The sequence below is a fragment of the Leptospirillum ferrooxidans C2-3 genome, assembly GCF_000284315.1.
Lineage (GTDB): Bacteria > Nitrospirota > Leptospirillia > Leptospirillales > Leptospirillaceae > Leptospirillum > Leptospirillum ferrooxidans.
This window is the reverse complement of the sequence record NC_017094.1, coordinates 834,365-852,124: the sequence shown is the minus strand read 5'-3', so window position 1 is coordinate 852,124 and position 17,760 is coordinate 834,365. Positions and strand designations below refer to the sequence as shown.

Genomic DNA, 17,760 nt, shown 5'->3' with positions numbered 1-17,760 from the left:
CCAGTTTAGATTGGTTAGCGGAACAACGAATTATTGAGAGCTCTTTCAAGAAATTAAATGGAGCCCTTGACCGGGATTGAACCGGTGACCTCATCCTTACCAAGGATGTGCTCTGCCAACTGAGCTACAAGGGCATCAAATAGCCCTGAACGTGCTCGATTGTAATTGGAGCGGGAAACGGGGATCGAACCCGCGACATCCAGCTTGGAAGGCTGGCGCTCTACCGCTGAGCTATTCCCGCATTAAATATTTGGTGGGGAGGGGAGGATTCGAACCTCCGAAGCCGGCTGGCGACAGATTTACAGTCTGTTCCCTTTGTCCACTCGGGAACCTCCCCAATGTCCCTTTCGCGAAGGATCCCAGAAAATGCCATTCAAAAGAGAACCGCAATTTTTTAGAAACCAAGAAAACGGGAAAAAACAAAAGGGGATTATATTGACACATCCCACCTTTGTCAAGCGTAGTAAAATATCTGCTAGTTTTTTAATCCACAATCAAAAATCAGGTTCAGACTCTTTACTTATTCTACTATTAAACGATTCCCTCACCCGGCAGGCTACATACTAAACGATTTCAAACGAATAGTCATCCGTTTAAAAAAATACAGAGAATCTTGTTCAGACGCCCAATTTATATTTACAAATTTCCATATCGGATTTTAGGTACAGGCACCCATTTACCTCTAAGAGATTCTGATGTCTATTATCATTTACACCCGAATAGGCCTATGCGAAATCTCTTCAATTCATAAAAATAGTCTTAAAAAACACTTATACAATAAAAATTTTTCAAAGAATCACTTTCCTTTTAATATTGCATTCAGGGAAGTGAAAACCACATACAATGATTTTTGGACTTCAGGATCTTTAATCAAACTCCATAAACCAATTAATCCGGGAGATCTATCTGGCTTCTGGGGAATCATTCTAATCGCAGTAGAAATACTGTTTTGATAGGCGATCCCCTGGTCCAACAATGTCATGACTCTTTCCAATAGAGTATCCGTCATCAGCCTTCTCAAAGTCACAACCGATCCAACAACTTCTGGCATGATCTCAAGAGCCCCTGAATCCTTCAAACTATTTAGTGCGTTGACTAACTCCTCTACTGGAACAGCTTTCAATTTCTCCAATGTAGCCGCAATGGTTTCCATTTGAATTGCCATTCGTTCAACGAGTGAATCATTGAGGATATCATTTATAGCCTTGGCACCCTGCATGAACTCCATTAGGCTTGACAGTCGACCAGACCTCTCTAAGTCTGAAATGACATTAAGCAAAGCTAAAATTACAGAAGAGTGCCTATCGACTTCGCGAACAAGGCTTACTATGTTTGCTGTAGAGAGTTGATCCAACAATTGGATCGCACTTTCCATTCTCTCTGACAATCGTTCTACCATACCTTCGGTTTGAAGAGTTAAAACGGCATTTTTTGAAGTCAGTAGATCTTCAATAAGATCTAAACGATCAAGCATTCGGAGTAATTGCGCCCTTACTAAAGGGTCAGCAAGGCGAACTGATAGGGCATCTTGTCCATTATCTTCACTCAGCATATCGTCACCCATTTATAATATTCCCCGTGCAGTCAACCAATATAGTCTGTTATAGGATAACTTCATCCAATGCACAGTGGTGGTGGGTGGGGGTGGAACTGGAGGGTTAGAGTAATTGAAGGAAATATATGTTGCTTGGCTTTTTCCTGTTTCGATAAAGCAGAAAACTTTTCCATCGTATAAATGAGTCGCTTCTCCACCTCTTACCACAGAGATAATGTTTTCAACAGCTATATCAGCAGAAAAGTGTGCAGTCGATCCCGCCTTTGATATAGGAAGGTTTGTTGTATCGCCAACAACAAAAACATTTTTATAGCCTTCCATCTGAAGAGTCTGCTTATTCGTAGGAATCCAACCACCTTCACCTAAACCCGATTCAGTAATAACTGAAGCACCCCTATGAGGAGGGATAGAGATTAATAGATCGAACTCAACAGAAGAACCCTCTAAACTAGAGAGCATCTTCTTTGAGACATCAACTTCTTTCATATTAAAAAATGTCTCATATCGGATTCCCCTTTCCTCAAACACGGGAACTGCCCACTTCGCAACAGCAGGTATAGTATGCACTGCCCCAACAGGGTATGTATAAAAGATATCCGTTTTTTCCCTTATCCCTTTTTTACGGAGGTAGTCATCCAACATCAGGGTCACTTCGATAGGAGCTACAGGGCATTTATGAGGAACACCCATAGCAATGACTATTTTCCCACCAGTAAACTCTCTTAAAGCTGCTTGCAGCTTTAAGGCTCCCTCTTCAGTATGAAACCAATGTCCTGCCTCCGATAAGCCTGGGATGAGATCTGGACGAGGAACAGACCCAGTTGCAATAACAAGAACATCGTACTCATATATTTTTCCGGAAACGCCAGTCACCTTATTGGCTTTTACATCTATTAACTTTGCCGAATCAATAATAAAATTAATCAACGGGTCCAAAATAGTACGTTCAGACCGTTTTAGCTCCTCATTACGGACAAGATCGAATGGTAAATAAAGCCACCCTGGTTGGTAACAATGGGTATCGGTTGTTCCCAAAACAGTTATAGAAACATCTCCAGTCTGTAACTCTTTAAAAATTTTACGCACTATTTGATTAGAAACAATTGACCCAGCTACACCACTGCCCAATACCAGAATTCTCTTTCCCATCAGATCCTCCCACAACTTTTAGCTTTTTGAAGATTCATTCAATACTCTTCCCAAAGATTAAAACACAAAAGCATTGTATCGGGAACTCCCCCTAGAACTCAGAAAACTTTAAAACAAGCTTCAATTTAAGGTTACGGATTATTGCGGCTAAAGTCCTTCCTATTGGAATGAAAGTAGTAAGGCTTAAGACATCTTAAATACGTTATAAGATAGCAGAGGATAAAAACTGAGGGCTGATAAGTACACAACTTTATTTTTTGGCATATTAACATTTTATTTACTCATTCAATACCCTCCTTACGCCTTGAAAGGAAAGAGTAAGGATGACTACTACCTGGGCAAGTATTTCTTCTGACCATCTTATCAATACTCATAAAAGCTAATCTAACTTTCATCTCATTTACTAAAAAACGTTTAAAAAATAATAAAGCTAGTTAGATGCTAAATTGAGTTTATAATGTGATGATTAGGCGATACCATTCGGTTGTGAATCGTTGCTTTAAAGATCAATCTTGGTGCGAGAGGCGGGATTTGAACCCGCACGGGGGTTACCCGCCAGATCCTAAGTCTGGTGCGTCTGCCATTTCGCCACTCTCGCAATAGAAGCAGTGACTAGTCTACTAAAATTTTAACACTATGCAAAGGATAAATTAGAATTTTACTTTAAGTATAGGGAAATGAACGGTTCTACTTATAGATAATTTTTTTGATATCTAATAGGTTTGCAGCTAGATCAGTCCTTCAATAGAATTTAAATTTCTTCCAATCTTGACACGACTAAAGAAATGGAGCTTCCAGATCAGGAATGAGAGGTCAAAACGTTATGGTTGAAATGATTTCATTAATTTATTGGCTCTCAAGTATCATTGGTAGCTTAATGTTGAAACCCAAGCTTGAACTCCCCATTATGCATTACCCTCTCTTGATGTTATTACATGAATTGCTCTTGGGCGTTGTTCTTCTTTTACTCTTAAAATACTTTTCTCCTCAAGGAGCATTCAAAAAAATTACTTGGACATTTATTCTTTTAGGAATATTGGTAGTATTGCTTGGTTTTATCCTAGCGCCAAGAACAGATATGATTTCAGATGGGGGTGGATTTATTACAATTGGAGTTATTCTGGCATTGCGCGAATACTTAAGAGATCCATTCTCAATTTTCTTCTGGCCATCAGTCGCTTTAATTGAAACATGCTTATTAGGGATTAAACTTGGAGCGAATCTTAACCGATCATCAGTGGATCCCATCCCTTTTTCAGCAATCGCAACCCATGCAACAGCAGGGCTATTACTTGCATTAACACCGATGATCTTTCTGTTTCATCTCAAAAAAGATCTTATTCTTAATACAAATAAAAAATACACTATGAGTAAATTATGCATTGCAGTTGGAATATTAATATCTTTATATCTTTATCAATTGCCTACACCAAAGAAAAGCCTAATTTTCTTCGTCGCTATATTATCAGCTTGGGGAATCTTTCTAGCAAACAAAAAAATATTGGGCGCTGCTCTTTCAATTACAATATTTCCGATGTTTTACTTCAGTTCCCATATCCACTTTAATGGAGGAATTATTGGGTTAACTCTTTTGGGGTATTCTTTGCTCTTAAGCATCCTTGCATGGAATCCAGAATCAAATCTACAACTTTATTTGGGAGTTATAGGGGCTGCAACTATGCTTTTTGGCCTTCTCTACCAAAACGATCTGTTAACAATCTCTGGCGGTCTAGCTCAGATCGGACTTATACTACGCATAAGCTTTCCAACCATAATTAGAACAATAAACGCAATCAAACTCAAAACCTGAATACCTGATATATCCGGGAAATTGCGTTAATTTATAACTTAACGAACTCAATACAAACGCTAAACAATCGGAGGAACGGAAATCTCCCAAGCTTCCAAGTCGTAAGGATGAGCTTTCGTAATACAACATTCAACAATTTCACCAACTGAAGCAGAACCACTCAAAACAAGCACTTCCCCATCAATCAAATCAGGCGCCATTGTCGCAATTCGCCCCGAAAGGACCAGAGGGGACTGCTCAGAAGGCCCTTCGATTAAAACAGGAACAACTTTCCCCACATAACTCTTATTTTTTTCAAATGATATTTTCTTTTGGAGAGCCATCACCTGATTCCTGCGCTGGTTTTTTATTCTGGCAGGAATTTGTCCGTCCATGTTATAAGATGGGGTACCTTCCTCCCTAGAAAAAGAAAAAACACCCAAATGGTCAAAGTTGGCCCATTTAACGAAAGACATCAACTCTTGGAACTCCTCATCAGTTTCACCCGGGAACCCAACAATAAAAGTTGTCCTTAAAGAAATACCTGGTACTTTTTCCCGAATACGTGATATAAGTCGCCTGCTAGAGTCTATATTTCCAGGACGTTCCATCCTCCTGAGAACCTCTCCATTGACATGTTGTAAAGGTATATCAAGATATTTAACAATAGAAGGAGAATCCCTAATGACATCTAGGAGGCGATCCGTTACAAGTGTTGGATAAGCATATAAAAGTCTCACCCAAGAAACCTTATTTAACCTATCGATCATTAACAATAAGTCAGCAAGGCCATCCTTCAACCCAAGGTCTGAACCATATCGGGTCAAATCTTGCGCAATCAGGGTGATCTCTTCAACACCCTCGTTTCCCAAGCGAGTAATCTCACTTAAAATATCCTCTGGCTTCCTACTAATTTGAGGGCCTCTGGATAATGGAATAGAACAAAAGGTACAAGTGTGATCACATCCTTCAGAAATTTTTACATAAGCCCTATGTCTAGGAGTGAGACGCTTTTCCCTAAAAGGAATAGATTGGGGAATAATCAACTCGGTAGTATTATTTTTTTTGACGTTGGGTTGAGATAACCCGTCAAGAAGCTCTCCCAAACGTGATTCCTCGAATGTTGATAACATTACATCAACCTCTGGAAGAAGGTTCGGCAATGTATCTTTATAGCGAGAAATCAAGCACCCAGTACCAACCAATAGCTTAGCGTTCCCTTCTTCCTTATATCTAGATAAATCTAAAAGAGTATCTATTGATTCCTTCCTAGCATCGGTTACAAAACTACAAGTATTGACTAAAATAATTTCAGCTTTTTCAGCATCAGGAATAATCTTGTAGCCTCTCGACTCAAGATCATTTATCATATTTTCAGTATCAACCAAGTTTTTTGGACACCCGAGACTGACAATATTTACAGTCTTCTCTATAATATTTTTTGAATCCACTAAAGCCTCACTCAAAGTATTGTTTAAACAATTTATCAACTCAAGTTTCATTACAAAATCACAACAAGAAATGAAAAGAATCAAGTCGATTCTTACGATTAGAAAAGGACAGAAATTGAGTGTATCTTGTCTTACGAGTCAGATCCAGTACTTAACCCATTCCATCTTTTTCCTTTGAAGAAGTCTCAACCAACTCATGTCAACTTAGTATAAAAAAATTCATCCACTCAGATCATATTGGAGATAAAATGAGGTTTTTGATTGTCGTTCTAATTTTTATTGTTATTGGACTAGGATACCTTCTGGCTGAAAAAAAAGGAAAAGACAACCAGTTTACTCAACTGGGAGAAAATATTGGAATTACTTCAAAAGGGGTTTCCAATGGGAAAGAAAAAGCCTTGGAATCCGTAAAAAAAATAAGAGTCTCATTGCTCTTGCGCTTAACAGAAAACTCAATAGAAATTGCGTCCAGGGATCTTCTTGACAAAAATTTTGGGAAAGCTAATGAAGCAGTTGTGTCTGCGTTAGGTGACATAAACTCAATAAAAAAAATAAACAAAGATATGGAAGATTTAAACTCAGTTAAAAACAATCTTGAAAAAGCAGAATCAGAAATAAAATCAATGAACGCTGATGCGATAAACACGCTGCTTATCGCCCAGTCGTCCATACGATCTATCAGAACCAAGGAAAACAACTCAGGAAACTAGAAAAATAAGCGAAAAAACTAAATTGGCTCGGGTCTCTTAAAAATACATTGGTATGGAATATCGGGGTTATTCATAACAATGACTTGAACCAGTTCCCACCCATCATTGCCGACAAAGTTCAGTTGGTTTTCGACCTGTTCCCGACTGACCCCAACAACCCGATATTCCCAGCGTGAATTCACTCCTTTTTCCCTTTTTTAACCTCACCGTTTAGCGTGGCCAAAACTGACTTGGCTTGGGCTTTTTTCTGATAGTTCCGTCGAAGCTTTTTCTTAATCCTTTTCAAACGGGAGTTGCCGGGAACCTCTTCAGGAGAAATGGTTGGGAGGATTTCTTTTCTCAAGCTTTTAAGCTTTTCAGACTTCTCAGTACATGTTGTGATTATTGCTTCAATCTTTTCTGTAACACTCATGTTTTTCATCCTTTTAAATGTTTAAAGTTTAACGACAAAAGCCTCTCCGAGACTTTTCCTTAGCTTACTTGCTGCAGCATGCGCAAGATTAAGTGTTGGATAAAGACCAACCCTAATACGATATACCTGCCCGCCCCTGTAATAGCTTGTCACAACTCTTCTATGTGAATACGCCTTAAGATGGTTCATGAATGTTATCGCATCTTTTTTGTGTGTAAAAGTGCCGACTTGTATCGCATAACTAGCTTGTTGAATTTCTTGGGCGAAAGCTGCTCCATTCAATGGGGTTATTCTTACAGGAGCGGTCCCTTTTCCCAGCATATCAATTTTTTTGGCAGCTAGCCAAGAGAGATCAATAATTCTTCCTTCGACAAAAGGCCCTCTATCGTTAATGAGAACATCGACCTGTTTATTGTTGTTAAGATTTTGTACTCGAACTCTTGTGCCGAGCGGTAATGTTCTATGGGCAGCTGTTAACTCATTCTTCCTAAAGATATCTCCGCTCGCCGTTGGCTTTCCATAAAAAGTAGGTCCATACCAAGACGCTACCCCAACCTGGGGGAATGTCTGATCGGAAGAGCCCCCTATCCTTGATGAATTACTCCGATAACCCCAATGGGCATGTGTATCAAAAAAAGAACTGCACCCTCCAAACACGAAGGCCACCGTCAGGGCAATGAGGCTCTTAGTGAATCTTAGCTTCATTAGTCAGTCTCGCTAGTAGATTCTTTCGGAGGGCGTATTTTACGGAAATCTAACCATACATCTAGAATCCCAACAACTGATAGCATCAGAAGAATTAACGGCTGAATGAGAATAAAAGCACTCGTTACAATCCAAAACCAAAGGCCGAATGAACGGGATTTGGTATAGCTAGTAATAACACCGGCACCTTGTGCAATATAGATGGTCCCAATGACAAGCAAAATATTTATACCCAAGGTTCGGGAAAAATCATGTGGTATGGCCAAAAGAGCAAGCGCAATTATAAACACAAATACCATCTGATCCGGCAAATACCATTTCGAAATCCCTTTACGACTCGTTAACTGGGACTTTTTCAAAAGAAACTCATCAACTACAGATACCTGAGTAAATGCAGTCAAAACAATCCCTGACAAAAGGAATCCAGGCAGAATTGCCAAGAAAGATTGAAATAACTGAGGCTCCATCTGTTTAATTAAAATCAAGTCCGAGGGAGAAATAGGTGTCGGAGAGTTTTTCAGATAATTGGCCAAAAACAGATGGAAGGAATCAGAAAAGCTTTTTTGAAGGACTTGAACGATATGCCCTGCAGTTTTGAAATAAGCCAAAGAAATAATAAAAGAGGAAAATCCTGCAATCTGAAGTGATACCATTGCCACGATCTTTGAGATCGGGTAATGCCGCCGGATCAGCTCCCCCGTCAATACGCCCGACATTCCCGCCCAAGCCAAATAAAAAATTAGCCACAGAGGACTATGCGCTAGAACTTCAACAAGAGCACCCGACAAAACCATCGCTCCCAGCCCTAACTGCTGACGGTGATGAGATATCTGAGCAAGTGCAAGAGGAACTCCCGAGAAAAGAGCAAGAAAGAGCCCTACTCGGGGGTAATTGGTGACCCCCAAAAACAACGCAGATGAAGTTGAGACGGCCAGGAGCAGGGCTCCTAATGGAAATTTCGTATTCAGGCTTATTTTTCCTCAGAAAAAGCAAAAAATGCGACATTTCTTCCTTGCTTTATTGCAGCAGCAAGATGGCGCTGATGTAAAGCACATGTACCAGAAAGACGACGCGGTATGATCTTCCCTCTTTCGGTCAGGAAGCTCTTGATGTTATTGACATCCTTGTAATCAATTCCCAACTTTTCGGTGCAAAATCGGCATACTTTTTTTCTTGTATAGGAACGTGCTGGCATTGCCATAATAGATCTCCTTAAAATGTTGGCAAAATTAAAACGATGAATACTACGTCAGCTCTGTCCCCGAATATCAAAAAGGAACATCACTTTCATTAGAGGAATACCCACCAAAACCTTGATCTTCATCTTGAGGGAAGGAAGCAGATCCTGATTGGTTTGATTTTTTTGATCCACCCATAAAGGTTATCGATTGAACAACTACCTCAACCTTACTTCTTTTTTGACCTTCCTGCTCCCACCTTCTCTGTTGCAGGCGGCCTTCCACTAACAAAGGTGCACCCTTCTCCAAGTAGTTCTTTACAAGATCAGCCTGTTTTCCAAAAGCAACCAGATCTATGTATGAAACATCATCCTTGGAGTCACCTTCCTGGCGAGACCGATTGCTATTAATAGCAAGGGTAAAACTTGCAACTGGCGCACCTTCCCTCGTAAATCTGACTTCAGGATCTCTTGTCAGATTTCCCAACAAGATCACTTTGTTGAAATTGCTCAATGAGCATCTCCTTCAAGGATGGCAGAATCATCTTGATCAGAGAGACTCTCCTCTTGGGATGAGTCCGATTTTGGAAAGTTCAGTTTCTCTTTTCGAACAATCATACTCTTCACAACACGTTCATCGATACGAGCCTGTCGGTCAAGTTCTGCGATATCTGAAGGATTCTGCAACTCCAGATACAGGACGACGTACTCTGCTCGCTTTTCCTTATTCAATTCATATGCCATCCTTTTACGGCCCATTTTCTGAATATGATGCACAGTACCGGACTTGGACTCAATGAGATTCGTAAAGCGGGAAACAGTCGCTGCGGACTCTTCATCGGTCAATTGTGACTTTAAAAGCAAAACACATTCATAGAAAGCTGACATAATGATTTTTCTCCATTCAAAGATTAGTTAATGATTGTTTTCATACAAGGCAATCGTTAAACAACAAATCACACATTAAATCTAAAGTAGATGATATCACCATCCCTCACGCGATATTCTTTCCCTTCCAATTTTAGCAGACCTTTTTCCTTGACAGCCTTTTCTGAGCCGAGGCGGTCGATATCCTCAAACCTCATGACCTCAGCCCGAATGAATCCACGCTCGATATCTGAATGGATTTGGCCAGCTGCCTGGGGAGCTAGTGTGCCGTCCTGGATAGTCCAAGCACGAACCTCATCTTCCCCCGCCGTTAAAAATGACAAAAGACCAAGCAGCCTGTAACTCTCCCTAATCAAGCGCTCAAGGCCTGACTCTTTCATCCCGAGGTCTGCCAAAAAAACTTTTTGATCGGCTGGAGAAAGTGAGGCTATTTCTGCTTCTATTTTGCCTGAAATCGCGAGCAATTCACCACCACGAGCCTTCACTGATGTTTCCAAACGATTGTAATCGTCAGAATGAATCTCTGTTCCATCATCAGAGATGTTTGCCAGATAAAGGATGGGTTTTTGGGTCAAAAGGAAAAGACTTTTCCTAAACGCCTCCATATCATCCGAGCATGGAATCATTCGAGCGGGAGTCCCTTCATCCAATCCTTGCCGAAGCTGCTCTAACGCTTCTTTTTGAAGAACAGCTTCCTTTCCGCCTGCGCGGAAAAACTTCTCCGATTTAAGGATTCTTGCTGTAACAGTAGCCAAATCAGCCAATAACAATTCTGTCTCAATAACTTCCAGATCAGAGACAGGATCTACCTTTCCCTGTACATGTATCACATCGGGATCATTAAAAATGCGAACGACCTGAATAATAGCGTCAACATTTCTAATGTGGCTCAGGAACTGGTTTCCAAGTCCCTCACCTTGACTCGCTCCCTTGACTAAACCCGCAATATCAACAAACTCAAAAAAAGTGGGAGTCCTCTTTTTGGGATGATAAATTTGGGTTAACCGATCAAGTCTATGGTCTGGTACGGGCACTACACCAACATGCGGATCAATCGTACAAAAAGGGAAGTTAGCAACTTGTGCACTTCCCGAGGTCAATGCATTGAACAAGGTGGACTTTCCCACGTTGGGCAATCCTACAATACCACATTGAAAACTCACTCAGCCAAACTCCAATCAGGTTTACCAGAAATCATGCCTCTAAAGAGGCTTTCCTCATTGAGAGTAACCACCGGTCAACGATCTCTCGAAAAGGTTTCCATGCGAGAACAAGAGACTCTCTTTCAGCATGGGGAATCTGTCCAAGAACATAATGACTCAGATCAACACCAATTGGTGGACTTCCTACACCGATCCTGATTCGAGCGATACGGTCAGACCCAGCAGCTTGAATAATGGATAGCAAACCTTTCTGTCCCCCAGCACTGCCGCCTTCACGGTAACGAAGAGTCCCCAAAGAAAGATTGATATCATCCGAAAGAATGAGCACCCTATCAGGGAGACCCACATTTTTCTGCTTTAACCATGGAACAACACGGCCGCTCAGATTCATATAGGTTTCAGGAAAAGCAAGAAAGATCTTAAGATCTTCAATCTTCCCTTCTCCCCACAAGATGGCATCTTTTCTCTGGTCCAAAGCTATATTGAAATCTTTGGCCAGATTATCTAGAAAAATTTTCCCAGCGTTGTGCCTGGTCCAACGATAACTTTCTCCTGGGTTACCGAGGCCTATGATTGCACAAGACTTTAATAAGGACATAAGAAATAGACTTACGCCTTTCCTGCAGGAGGTACAGCTACTGATTCAGACCTAGGCGGAACAAGGTGCAGCAATACTGTATCGGGGTTATCAAGGATTCTGATTCCGGAAATAACAGGAAGATCCCTCACATGGAAAGAATCATTCAGATTCATCATTGAAGCATCAACCTTAATATGGTCTGGCATGATAGCAGGAAGACATTCCACCATTAATTCCCTAATATTGTGATCTAACGTTCCACCCATTTTCACACCAACTGGAACTTCCCCAACTATTTCAACAGGAACTCGATTTTTAACGAGATCTTCAGAAGAAATTTCCATAAAATCTAAATGCAGAATACGGCCATTCAGCGGATCCCGCTGAATATCCCTAACCAATGCAAGTCTAGTTTTCTCCCCTTGGATACCATCTAACTCGATTTGAAAGATTGCATGAGATCCCGCATGACGATGAAAAAGTTTCTGAACATGGCTTAACGCCATTGACAAAGAAACAGTTTTACCTTTTCCATAAAGCACAGCTGGAATCATTCCCTCTCGGCGAAGTGTCCTGGCTACACCTTTACCTGAATCATTTCTGACCTTCACTTCAACAATCGGATTTTGCATCATTCCCCCAATGTAAAATACATATGTTTCAACTCAATAATCGAAGCCCTTTAGCTTCGCTTCAAACAAACAAAGAACTCACAGACTCATCATCGTGAATTCTCTTGATCGCTTCTCCCAAAAGTGCTCCAACGGAATAAACACTAATCTTCTCACAAACCGACTCTTTTCCGTTTAATGGAATCGAGTTTGTCACTATCACTTCATCAATTACCGATCGACTCAACCGATCCAATGCCGGGCCAGAAAGAACGGCATGTGTTGCAACAGCCACCACCCTCTTGGCACCTGCATCTTTCGCAGCCTGAGCTCCTTGGGTAATAGTGCCAGCAGTATCGATCATATCGTCTAATATCACCGCGGTGAATCCTTCGACATCCCCGATGATATTCATGACCTGAGATTGATTTGGGCCTTCTCGCCGCTTGTCGATAATGGCCAACGGGGCTTGCAGTCTTTTGGCGAAAGCTCTAGTACGTTCAACCCCGCCTGCGTCGGGCGATAACATGACCAGCTTTTCTGAAAGAAGAATTTTCCTCAAAGGCTCCAGGAGGATTGGAGTACCATGGAGATGGTCAACCGGAATATTAAAAAAACCTTGTAATTGACCTGTATGAAGATCCAGAGTCAACGCTCTGGTCGCACCAGCAGTCGTGATCAGGTCTGCAACAAGTTTTGCTGTGATCGGGACGCGGGGCTGATCTTTCCTGTCCTGACGGGCATATGCATAATACGGAAGGACAGCCGTTATGCGCTGAGCAGATGCCCTTTTGAGAGCATCAATCATGACAAGAAGTTCCATTAGATGATTGTTAACCGGGTCTGAAAGAGACTGGATAACAAAAACATCGTCTCCGCGAACGTTTTCATCAACCCTTACCCTTGTTTCACCATCTGAAAACGAGGTAACTGTCGCCTGCCCCAAACTTGTATTTAAATAGCGGGCAATCTCTAAGGCCAAAGGAACATTGGCATTTCCCGAAAAAATCTTAACGGCCCGCAACGGATTACCTTTCTATTCAGGTCTGAATCTGACGCGGAAATATCCACTCATATCAAAAGTCTAACAAGCAGGAAGAAATCATAGGCTTCCCGACAAGGAACAACAGGATAGGGATCAAGGCCATCCAAAGAGCTTTAGGAAATTCCATATCCAGTCAAATCAGGTTCATCAATCATGTCTGCAAAAGTTAATGGTTGGGGCGCCAGGATTCGAACCTGGGAATGCGAGATCCAAATTCTCGTGACTTGCCGCTTGTCGACGCCCCAATGGAATACATACTAACATGACACCCAAAATCAAAACAGTGGCGACACCTCCAGGGTTTCAAACACATCAGACCACCCACCAAATTTTTCCTGAAGATGTCTGGACGCCTTTTCTGCTTGGGCCCTATCGGAGTAAATCCCAAATAACGTTGGGCCCGAACCGCTTAGCATTGCTTTCTTTGCCCCAAATTCATAAAGACTCTCTTTAACAGTAAAAAGAATCGGGTGGAGGTTAAACGCGACTGACTCAAGGTCATTCACACATTCATCCTCCCGCAAAAGACCTTCAATCTTAGAGATTGCAGCTGATTCTGTCAACTCTTCAGACTCGCTGGCATGAAGACTTTGGTATACAAGTCCCGTTGATAAAGAGAAGCCTGGGTTCCAAAGAACGATAATTTTAGGCTCCATTGGTGACAGAGGGATGATTTTCTCTCCTCTCCCCCAGCATAACGCATGAGAATTCCCTAAAAAAAATGGAACATCACTTCCTAATTCACTTGCCATTTCAGACAATTCCGACAAGGAAAGTTGTGAGCCTAACAAGCGGTTAACAGCAAATAAAGTTCCGGCAGCATCAGAGGATCCACCGCCAAGCCCGGCCCCAACTGGAATATTTTTCTCCAGCATGATTGATATTCTGGGAATACTCTTGAGGGCATACCGATTCAAAACCATCTGAGCTGCACGAACAATCAGGTTTGAGCCTGGATCCCCATCAATCACCCTGCCCTTTAACTGCAAAGTGATAGCACTTGAGGATTCTTCGGCTGTATGGCTCTCCATTTGCAAATGCAGTCGATCAAAGCATGAGATCATCACCATTCTGGTAATTATCTCATGATAATTATCAGCTCTTTTCCCGCATATCAATAAAAATAAATTAATTTTGGCAGGTAAAAAAAACTCAATCATTTCACTCACAATGAAAGAACCATAGGTTGCCAACTCGATTCAGGGGATTGCATCATTTGAGCGATCCAGTTTGAGAATCCTCTCGCGTCAGAGGGAACTTGGTAAACAGTAACTCCTAATCCATTACGGACATCATCAAGACACCCATCATCCAGAAAAACTTCTGAATCTGACTTTAAAACGACATCAGGAATCAATACGCCTGAAATAGGAAGCATTTTATCCGTCCGACAAGAGAGATACTTTTGAACACCGGAAATAATATCCCCTGCAGCGAGCAAACCTGCAACAGTAACAGAAGGTCCAAACAACTGGTTTTCTACTTCACAAACTTCAAAAGCTCCCCTCCATGAAGGGAGTCGCTCCTCAAGCAAACTTATCAAAGAACGCAAAACTTCCGAGAAAGCTTTTCCTGTCACAAGAACCCATGGTAACGGGGGAGAGAGAGTTTCTTGCGATTTCAGTCGCCGAATCCATCTCTTCCACTCACTCTCAAAAAGCGGAACCATCCCCACACCATTACCTATCTGGGGGAGGGTTCCATAGCGAGAGACCGAAGGGAACTTTTTTTCAGCAAGAATATACCATTCATCTGCAGGAAAGATAAACGGATCTCCCAAGCGCTCATTCATCTCTTGTTGTACTTGAGTAATCTTTCTCAGAGCTTTTCTGGCATAAGACATATCAATTGAACGGACAGATGGGAGGTTGTCTCGATGGTTAGTAAGACCCACTGGCACAACTGCCAAGGAATTTACTCCGGGATAGCGAGAAGATAGATCTTTAATCGATCTGTCCAAAATATCACCATCATTAACACCCGGCATTAAAACAATCTGTGTATTCAATCGAATTCCACCTGCAATTAATTTATCAATCATATCCAGAATATTCGGAGCATGATCGTTTCTCAAAAGAATTTTTCTCACATCGGGATCAGTCGCATGCACCGAGATATACAAGGGTGACAGTCTTTGTTCAATGACCCGTTGAAAATCCTTTTCCGATAAATTAGTCAACGTGATAAAGTTCCCGTACAAAAAGCTGTAACGGTAGTCCTCATCTCTTATATAAAGAGTTTTTCTTTGCCCTTGGGGCATTTGATCCACAAAACAGAAATCACATTTGTTCGGACATCGCTTGATTGCCGGAGGATCAGCGACAAGACCAAGACTTTCATCCGGATCCTTATCAAGGGCGAACTCTTGTCTTTCCCCGCGGATATTTTCCCATACCATAAAAACTTCTGACTCTGCTTGATAAAACTCTATATCAATAAGATCCCTCACTGGTTGGCCATTGATTGAAATCAGGCGGTCCCCAGAAAGCATTCCAAGCTGCTCTCCCAAAGACCCTTCAATGACCTCCCTTATAACAACTCCTTGCCCCATCATATCCTCCAATAACCTTATTCACTCTTTATAGTGGTGATACCAATAGAAGCCTTGTGAAACATAATATCCACCAGAAACTAATGACAAACCTACTGCAAGGTCACCGATATATCCCGTTTCAGAAATATTTAAATATCCTGCAAGCCCTGAGAGAATAAAAAACAAGTAAACCATTTCCAGTGTCGTAGAAATCTTCCCCAACCTTGTCGGATTAATAGGCATCGGAGTATCAACCAACCTTAACACAACAAACCCAAAAATAATGATCATATCCCTGCTAACAAGAGCGATTGCAATCCAGACCGGAATCTTTTCGAGGATAACCAACGTCAGAAGTGTAGTCGATAATAATATCTTGTCTGCCGCAGGATCCAAAAATCTTCCAAGTTCTGTTTTCTGACCCAAAAGTCTTGCCATCATTCCATCTAACGCATCGGACAAGCTCCCTATCAGAAAAAACCAGAATGCCTCACGCATTTTTCCATATACAATCAATCCAAGCAAAAAGGGTGTCAAAAATATACGAAAAACAGTAAGGGAATTGGGAAGATTGACTCCTTGAGGCAAACTAGTAACCTCTCACTGCAAGATCAGATAACCTGCTCAGAATCCAGGAGTTTGAGTGACCAGATGCAATTGCATTTCTTGCTGTCCGAGCTTCTGATATTGGCTCATTCAACCCGCCCTCAGCAATCATGAGGTCCTGAAACAAATGAGAGCTGGCTGGACCTCTCAAAATCCATTTCCTTGCCAGAACAACCACTTTTTCATATTGCCCTTTTTGTAGAAGCCTAAACAGAATTGCATGCTTGACCAGCTCAGGTTTCATACGTTGGTTATTAATAATATTATGTGAGCTGGCCCAATCGTCAGCCGTTTGTCCTTGATCAGAAAAAACATAGGCAGCATAAATTGCACCAATCATCCTCTCCGGAATTTTCTTCCCAGGATGCTTCTCAATGAAAAGGTTCGCAAGGCGAAGAGCCTCATGATTGTTTTTTCTCTTCACCTGATCTTCAATGACATAAGACCAAAGCAATCTACTATCAGGAAGCTCCATGAGCCCCCGATATAAAACACTACGCGCTTTTCCGGAATGCCCAAGATCTTTCTCAAGCCTTCTGAGACCGACAATCAATTGTGGTGTAACTGCATGTTGCTGAATTGCAGTTTCTCCAATCAAAGTGGCCTTCTCTGCCTGCCCTGATAAAACAAGTGCCTGAAAATACCCGTTAAAAAAAGTCGGGGATTGAACAGGTTGGCTATTCAGTGTTTTTTCTCCGAGAGCCAAAGCTCTTTCCGTCTGTCCCCTTGAGATCATATGCAAAATCGTTTTTCCCGGCCCTGATTCAGGTTGAGTATCCTTTATAGAAAAATATAGCCCTCTTGTTGACACCAACTCTTCCATTGCTGCAGGAAGTGCGTCAAATGCTGCCTGCTGGGAAAGGAGAATACGACGGCTGACCATACGCTCCAAGGTCAATGGTGACACATTCCAAGTCGTTAGAGTCAGAAAGAGGGTCCCTGGTGTGGAAGACGGGGATATATGAATATCTAGTAAATGGGGAACATGCAATGATCGCGCCTCTTTTGATTCGCACCTTATGGAACGACAGACTAAAGGAAGGGATTTTGCATTCTGGGTACGATTGAGCTTCTCCCCAGAAAGAAGCAAAGCAGAGTGGGCAAAATGGGAAAAACGATCTGAAACATAAGCGTTGAAAGGATTTTGCTGGAAGCTCTCCCCTGCATCAACTCTAACTCCCATAAATAACACCGCACCCGAGAGTTCTTCTGAAGGAGGAGGCACTGAGGAACAACTCTGAAAAAATAGACATAGCGTCAAAAGAAAAGCTCTATATTGAATCATCTTTAACATATGATATGATTTCTCTCCATGGACCCATCAGTAACATCCCTCCGAAATTTTCCAGAACTTATACTATAAACCTGATCATCTTGGATGGAAAT

Annotated in this window: 19 protein-coding genes and 5 tRNA genes; 2 read left to right on the top strand and 22 right to left on the bottom strand. The window is 41.6% G+C overall.

Annotated elements, in window-relative coordinates:
• Window positions 1-58: 58 nt before the first annotated feature.
• From LFE_RS04445 to LFE_RS04420, 6 genes are all read right to left on the bottom strand, one after another.
• A tRNA-Thr gene (locus LFE_RS04445) sits at window positions 59-134 on the bottom strand.
• Window positions 135-166: 32 nt separating this feature from the next.
• Window positions 167-241, bottom strand: a tRNA-Gly gene (locus LFE_RS04440).
• 10 nt (window positions 242-251) lie between these two features.
• Window positions 252-337, bottom strand: a tRNA-Tyr gene (locus tag LFE_RS04435).
• 459 nt (window positions 338-796) lie between these two features.
• Window positions 797-1,564 carry a DUF1641 domain-containing protein gene (locus LFE_RS04430; protein WP_014449062.1) on the bottom strand — a complete coding sequence of 256 codons (768 nt, stop codon included), beginning with the start codon at window positions 1,562-1,564 and terminating at the stop codon, window positions 797-799.
• Window positions 1,565-2,704 carry an NAD(P)/FAD-dependent oxidoreductase gene (locus LFE_RS04425; RefSeq protein WP_014449061.1) on the bottom strand — a complete coding sequence of 380 codons (1,140 nt, stop codon included), beginning with the start codon at window positions 2,702-2,704 and terminating at the stop codon, window positions 1,565-1,567.
• Between the two features lie 513 nt (window positions 2,705-3,217).
• Window positions 3,218-3,302 (bottom strand) — tRNA-Leu (locus LFE_RS04420).
• Window positions 3,303-3,527: 225 nt separating this feature from the next.
• On the opposite strand from LFE_RS04420, the gene LFE_RS04415 reads away from it, so the two are divergent.
• Window positions 3,528-4,514 carry a hypothetical protein gene (locus tag LFE_RS04415; RefSeq protein ID WP_148272550.1) on the top strand — a complete coding sequence of 329 codons (987 nt, stop codon included), beginning with the start codon at window positions 3,528-3,530 and terminating at the stop codon, window positions 4,512-4,514.
• A gap of 59 nt (window positions 4,515-4,573) precedes the next feature.
• Here LFE_RS04415 and rimO read toward each other — a convergent pair whose 3' ends face one another.
• Window positions 4,574-6,028 (bottom strand): 30S ribosomal protein S12 methylthiotransferase RimO, encoded by a 1,455-nt coding sequence (gene rimO, locus LFE_RS04410; protein ID WP_232502572.1) that lies wholly within the window; start codon window positions 6,026-6,028, stop codon window positions 4,574-4,576.
• Between the two features lie 164 nt (window positions 6,029-6,192).
• Between rimO and LFE_RS04405 the strand changes: the two genes are divergently transcribed.
• Complete coding sequence (locus LFE_RS04405) at window positions 6,193-6,654, top strand: hypothetical protein (protein WP_014449058.1); 462 nt, start codon at window positions 6,193-6,195, stop codon at window positions 6,652-6,654.
• Window positions 6,655-6,832: 178 nt separating this feature from the next.
• On the opposite strand, the gene LFE_RS04400 is transcribed toward LFE_RS04405, so the two are convergent.
• The 15 genes from LFE_RS04400 to LFE_RS04330 form a co-directional block, all read right to left on the bottom strand.
• Window positions 6,833-7,075, bottom strand: coding sequence for a hypothetical protein (locus tag LFE_RS04400; RefSeq protein ID WP_232502571.1), 243 nt, complete (start codon window positions 7,073-7,075; stop codon window positions 6,833-6,835).
• 12 nt (window positions 7,076-7,087) lie between these two features.
• Window positions 7,088-7,771, bottom strand: a complete 684-nt coding sequence (locus tag LFE_RS04395) for a septal ring lytic transglycosylase RlpA family protein (protein WP_014449056.1) — start codon at window positions 7,769-7,771, stop codon at window positions 7,088-7,090.
• Entirely contained in the window at window positions 7,771-8,676 is a 906-nt protein-coding gene (locus LFE_RS04390) for a DUF2232 domain-containing protein (RefSeq protein ID WP_232502570.1), read from the bottom strand. The genes LFE_RS04395 and LFE_RS04390 overlap by 1 nt, the downstream gene beginning before the upstream one ends.
• Window positions 8,677-8,741: 65 nt before the next feature.
• Window positions 8,742-8,972, bottom strand: a complete 231-nt coding sequence (gene rpsR, locus LFE_RS04385) for a 30S ribosomal protein S18 (protein ID WP_014449054.1) — start codon at window positions 8,970-8,972, stop codon at window positions 8,742-8,744.
• A gap of 67 nt (window positions 8,973-9,039) precedes the next feature.
• Window positions 9,040-9,462: a single-stranded DNA-binding protein gene (locus LFE_RS04380; RefSeq protein WP_014449053.1), complete on the bottom strand. Its 423-nt coding sequence runs from the start codon at window positions 9,460-9,462 to the stop codon at window positions 9,040-9,042.
• On the bottom strand, window positions 9,459-9,836 hold the full coding sequence (gene rpsF, locus LFE_RS04375; RefSeq protein ID WP_014449052.1) for a 30S ribosomal protein S6: 378 nt from the start codon (window positions 9,834-9,836) through the stop codon (window positions 9,459-9,461). Before rpsF ends, LFE_RS04380 begins: the two co-directional genes overlap by 4 nt.
• Window positions 9,837-9,904: 68 nt before the next feature.
• Complete coding sequence (ychF, locus tag LFE_RS04370; RefSeq protein ID WP_014449051.1) at window positions 9,905-10,999, bottom strand: redox-regulated ATPase YchF; 1,095 nt, start codon at window positions 10,997-10,999, stop codon at window positions 9,905-9,907.
• Between the two features lie 31 nt (window positions 11,000-11,030).
• On the bottom strand, window positions 11,031-11,597 hold the full coding sequence (pth, locus tag LFE_RS04365) for an aminoacyl-tRNA hydrolase (RefSeq protein ID WP_014449050.1): 567 nt from the start codon (window positions 11,595-11,597) through the stop codon (window positions 11,031-11,033).
• Window positions 11,598-11,608: 11 nt separating this feature from the next.
• Entirely contained in the window at window positions 11,609-12,211 is a 603-nt protein-coding gene (locus LFE_RS04360; RefSeq protein ID WP_014449049.1) for a 50S ribosomal protein L25, read from the bottom strand.
• Window positions 12,212-12,272: 61 nt separating this feature from the next.
• The gene (locus tag LFE_RS04355) at window positions 12,273-13,214 is read right to left on the bottom strand and encodes a ribose-phosphate diphosphokinase (RefSeq protein WP_014449048.1); all 942 of its coding nucleotides are present in this window, start codon (window positions 13,212-13,214) and stop codon (window positions 12,273-12,275) included.
• A gap of 191 nt (window positions 13,215-13,405) precedes the next feature.
• Window positions 13,406-13,480 (bottom strand) — tRNA-Gln (locus LFE_RS04350).
• A gap of 30 nt (window positions 13,481-13,510) precedes the next feature.
• The gene (gene ispE, locus LFE_RS04345; protein ID WP_081495342.1) at window positions 13,511-14,428 is read right to left on the bottom strand and encodes a 4-(cytidine 5'-diphospho)-2-C-methyl-D-erythritol kinase; all 918 of its coding nucleotides are present in this window, start codon (window positions 14,426-14,428) and stop codon (window positions 13,511-13,513) included.
• Window positions 14,401-15,786: a DUF512 domain-containing protein gene (locus LFE_RS04340; protein WP_014449046.1), complete on the bottom strand. Its 1,386-nt coding sequence runs from the start codon at window positions 15,784-15,786 to the stop codon at window positions 14,401-14,403. The genes ispE and LFE_RS04340 overlap by 28 nt, the downstream gene beginning before the upstream one ends.
• A gap of 21 nt (window positions 15,787-15,807) precedes the next feature.
• Window positions 15,808-16,356, bottom strand: coding sequence for a CDP-alcohol phosphatidyltransferase family protein (locus LFE_RS04335; protein ID WP_014449045.1), 549 nt, complete (start codon window positions 16,354-16,356; stop codon window positions 15,808-15,810).
• A gap of 1 nt (window position 16,357) precedes the next feature.
• On the bottom strand, window positions 16,358-17,668 hold the full coding sequence (locus LFE_RS04330; protein ID WP_148272548.1) for a hypothetical protein: 1,311 nt from the start codon (window positions 17,666-17,668) through the stop codon (window positions 16,358-16,360).
• Window positions 17,669-17,760: the final 92 nt, after the last annotated feature.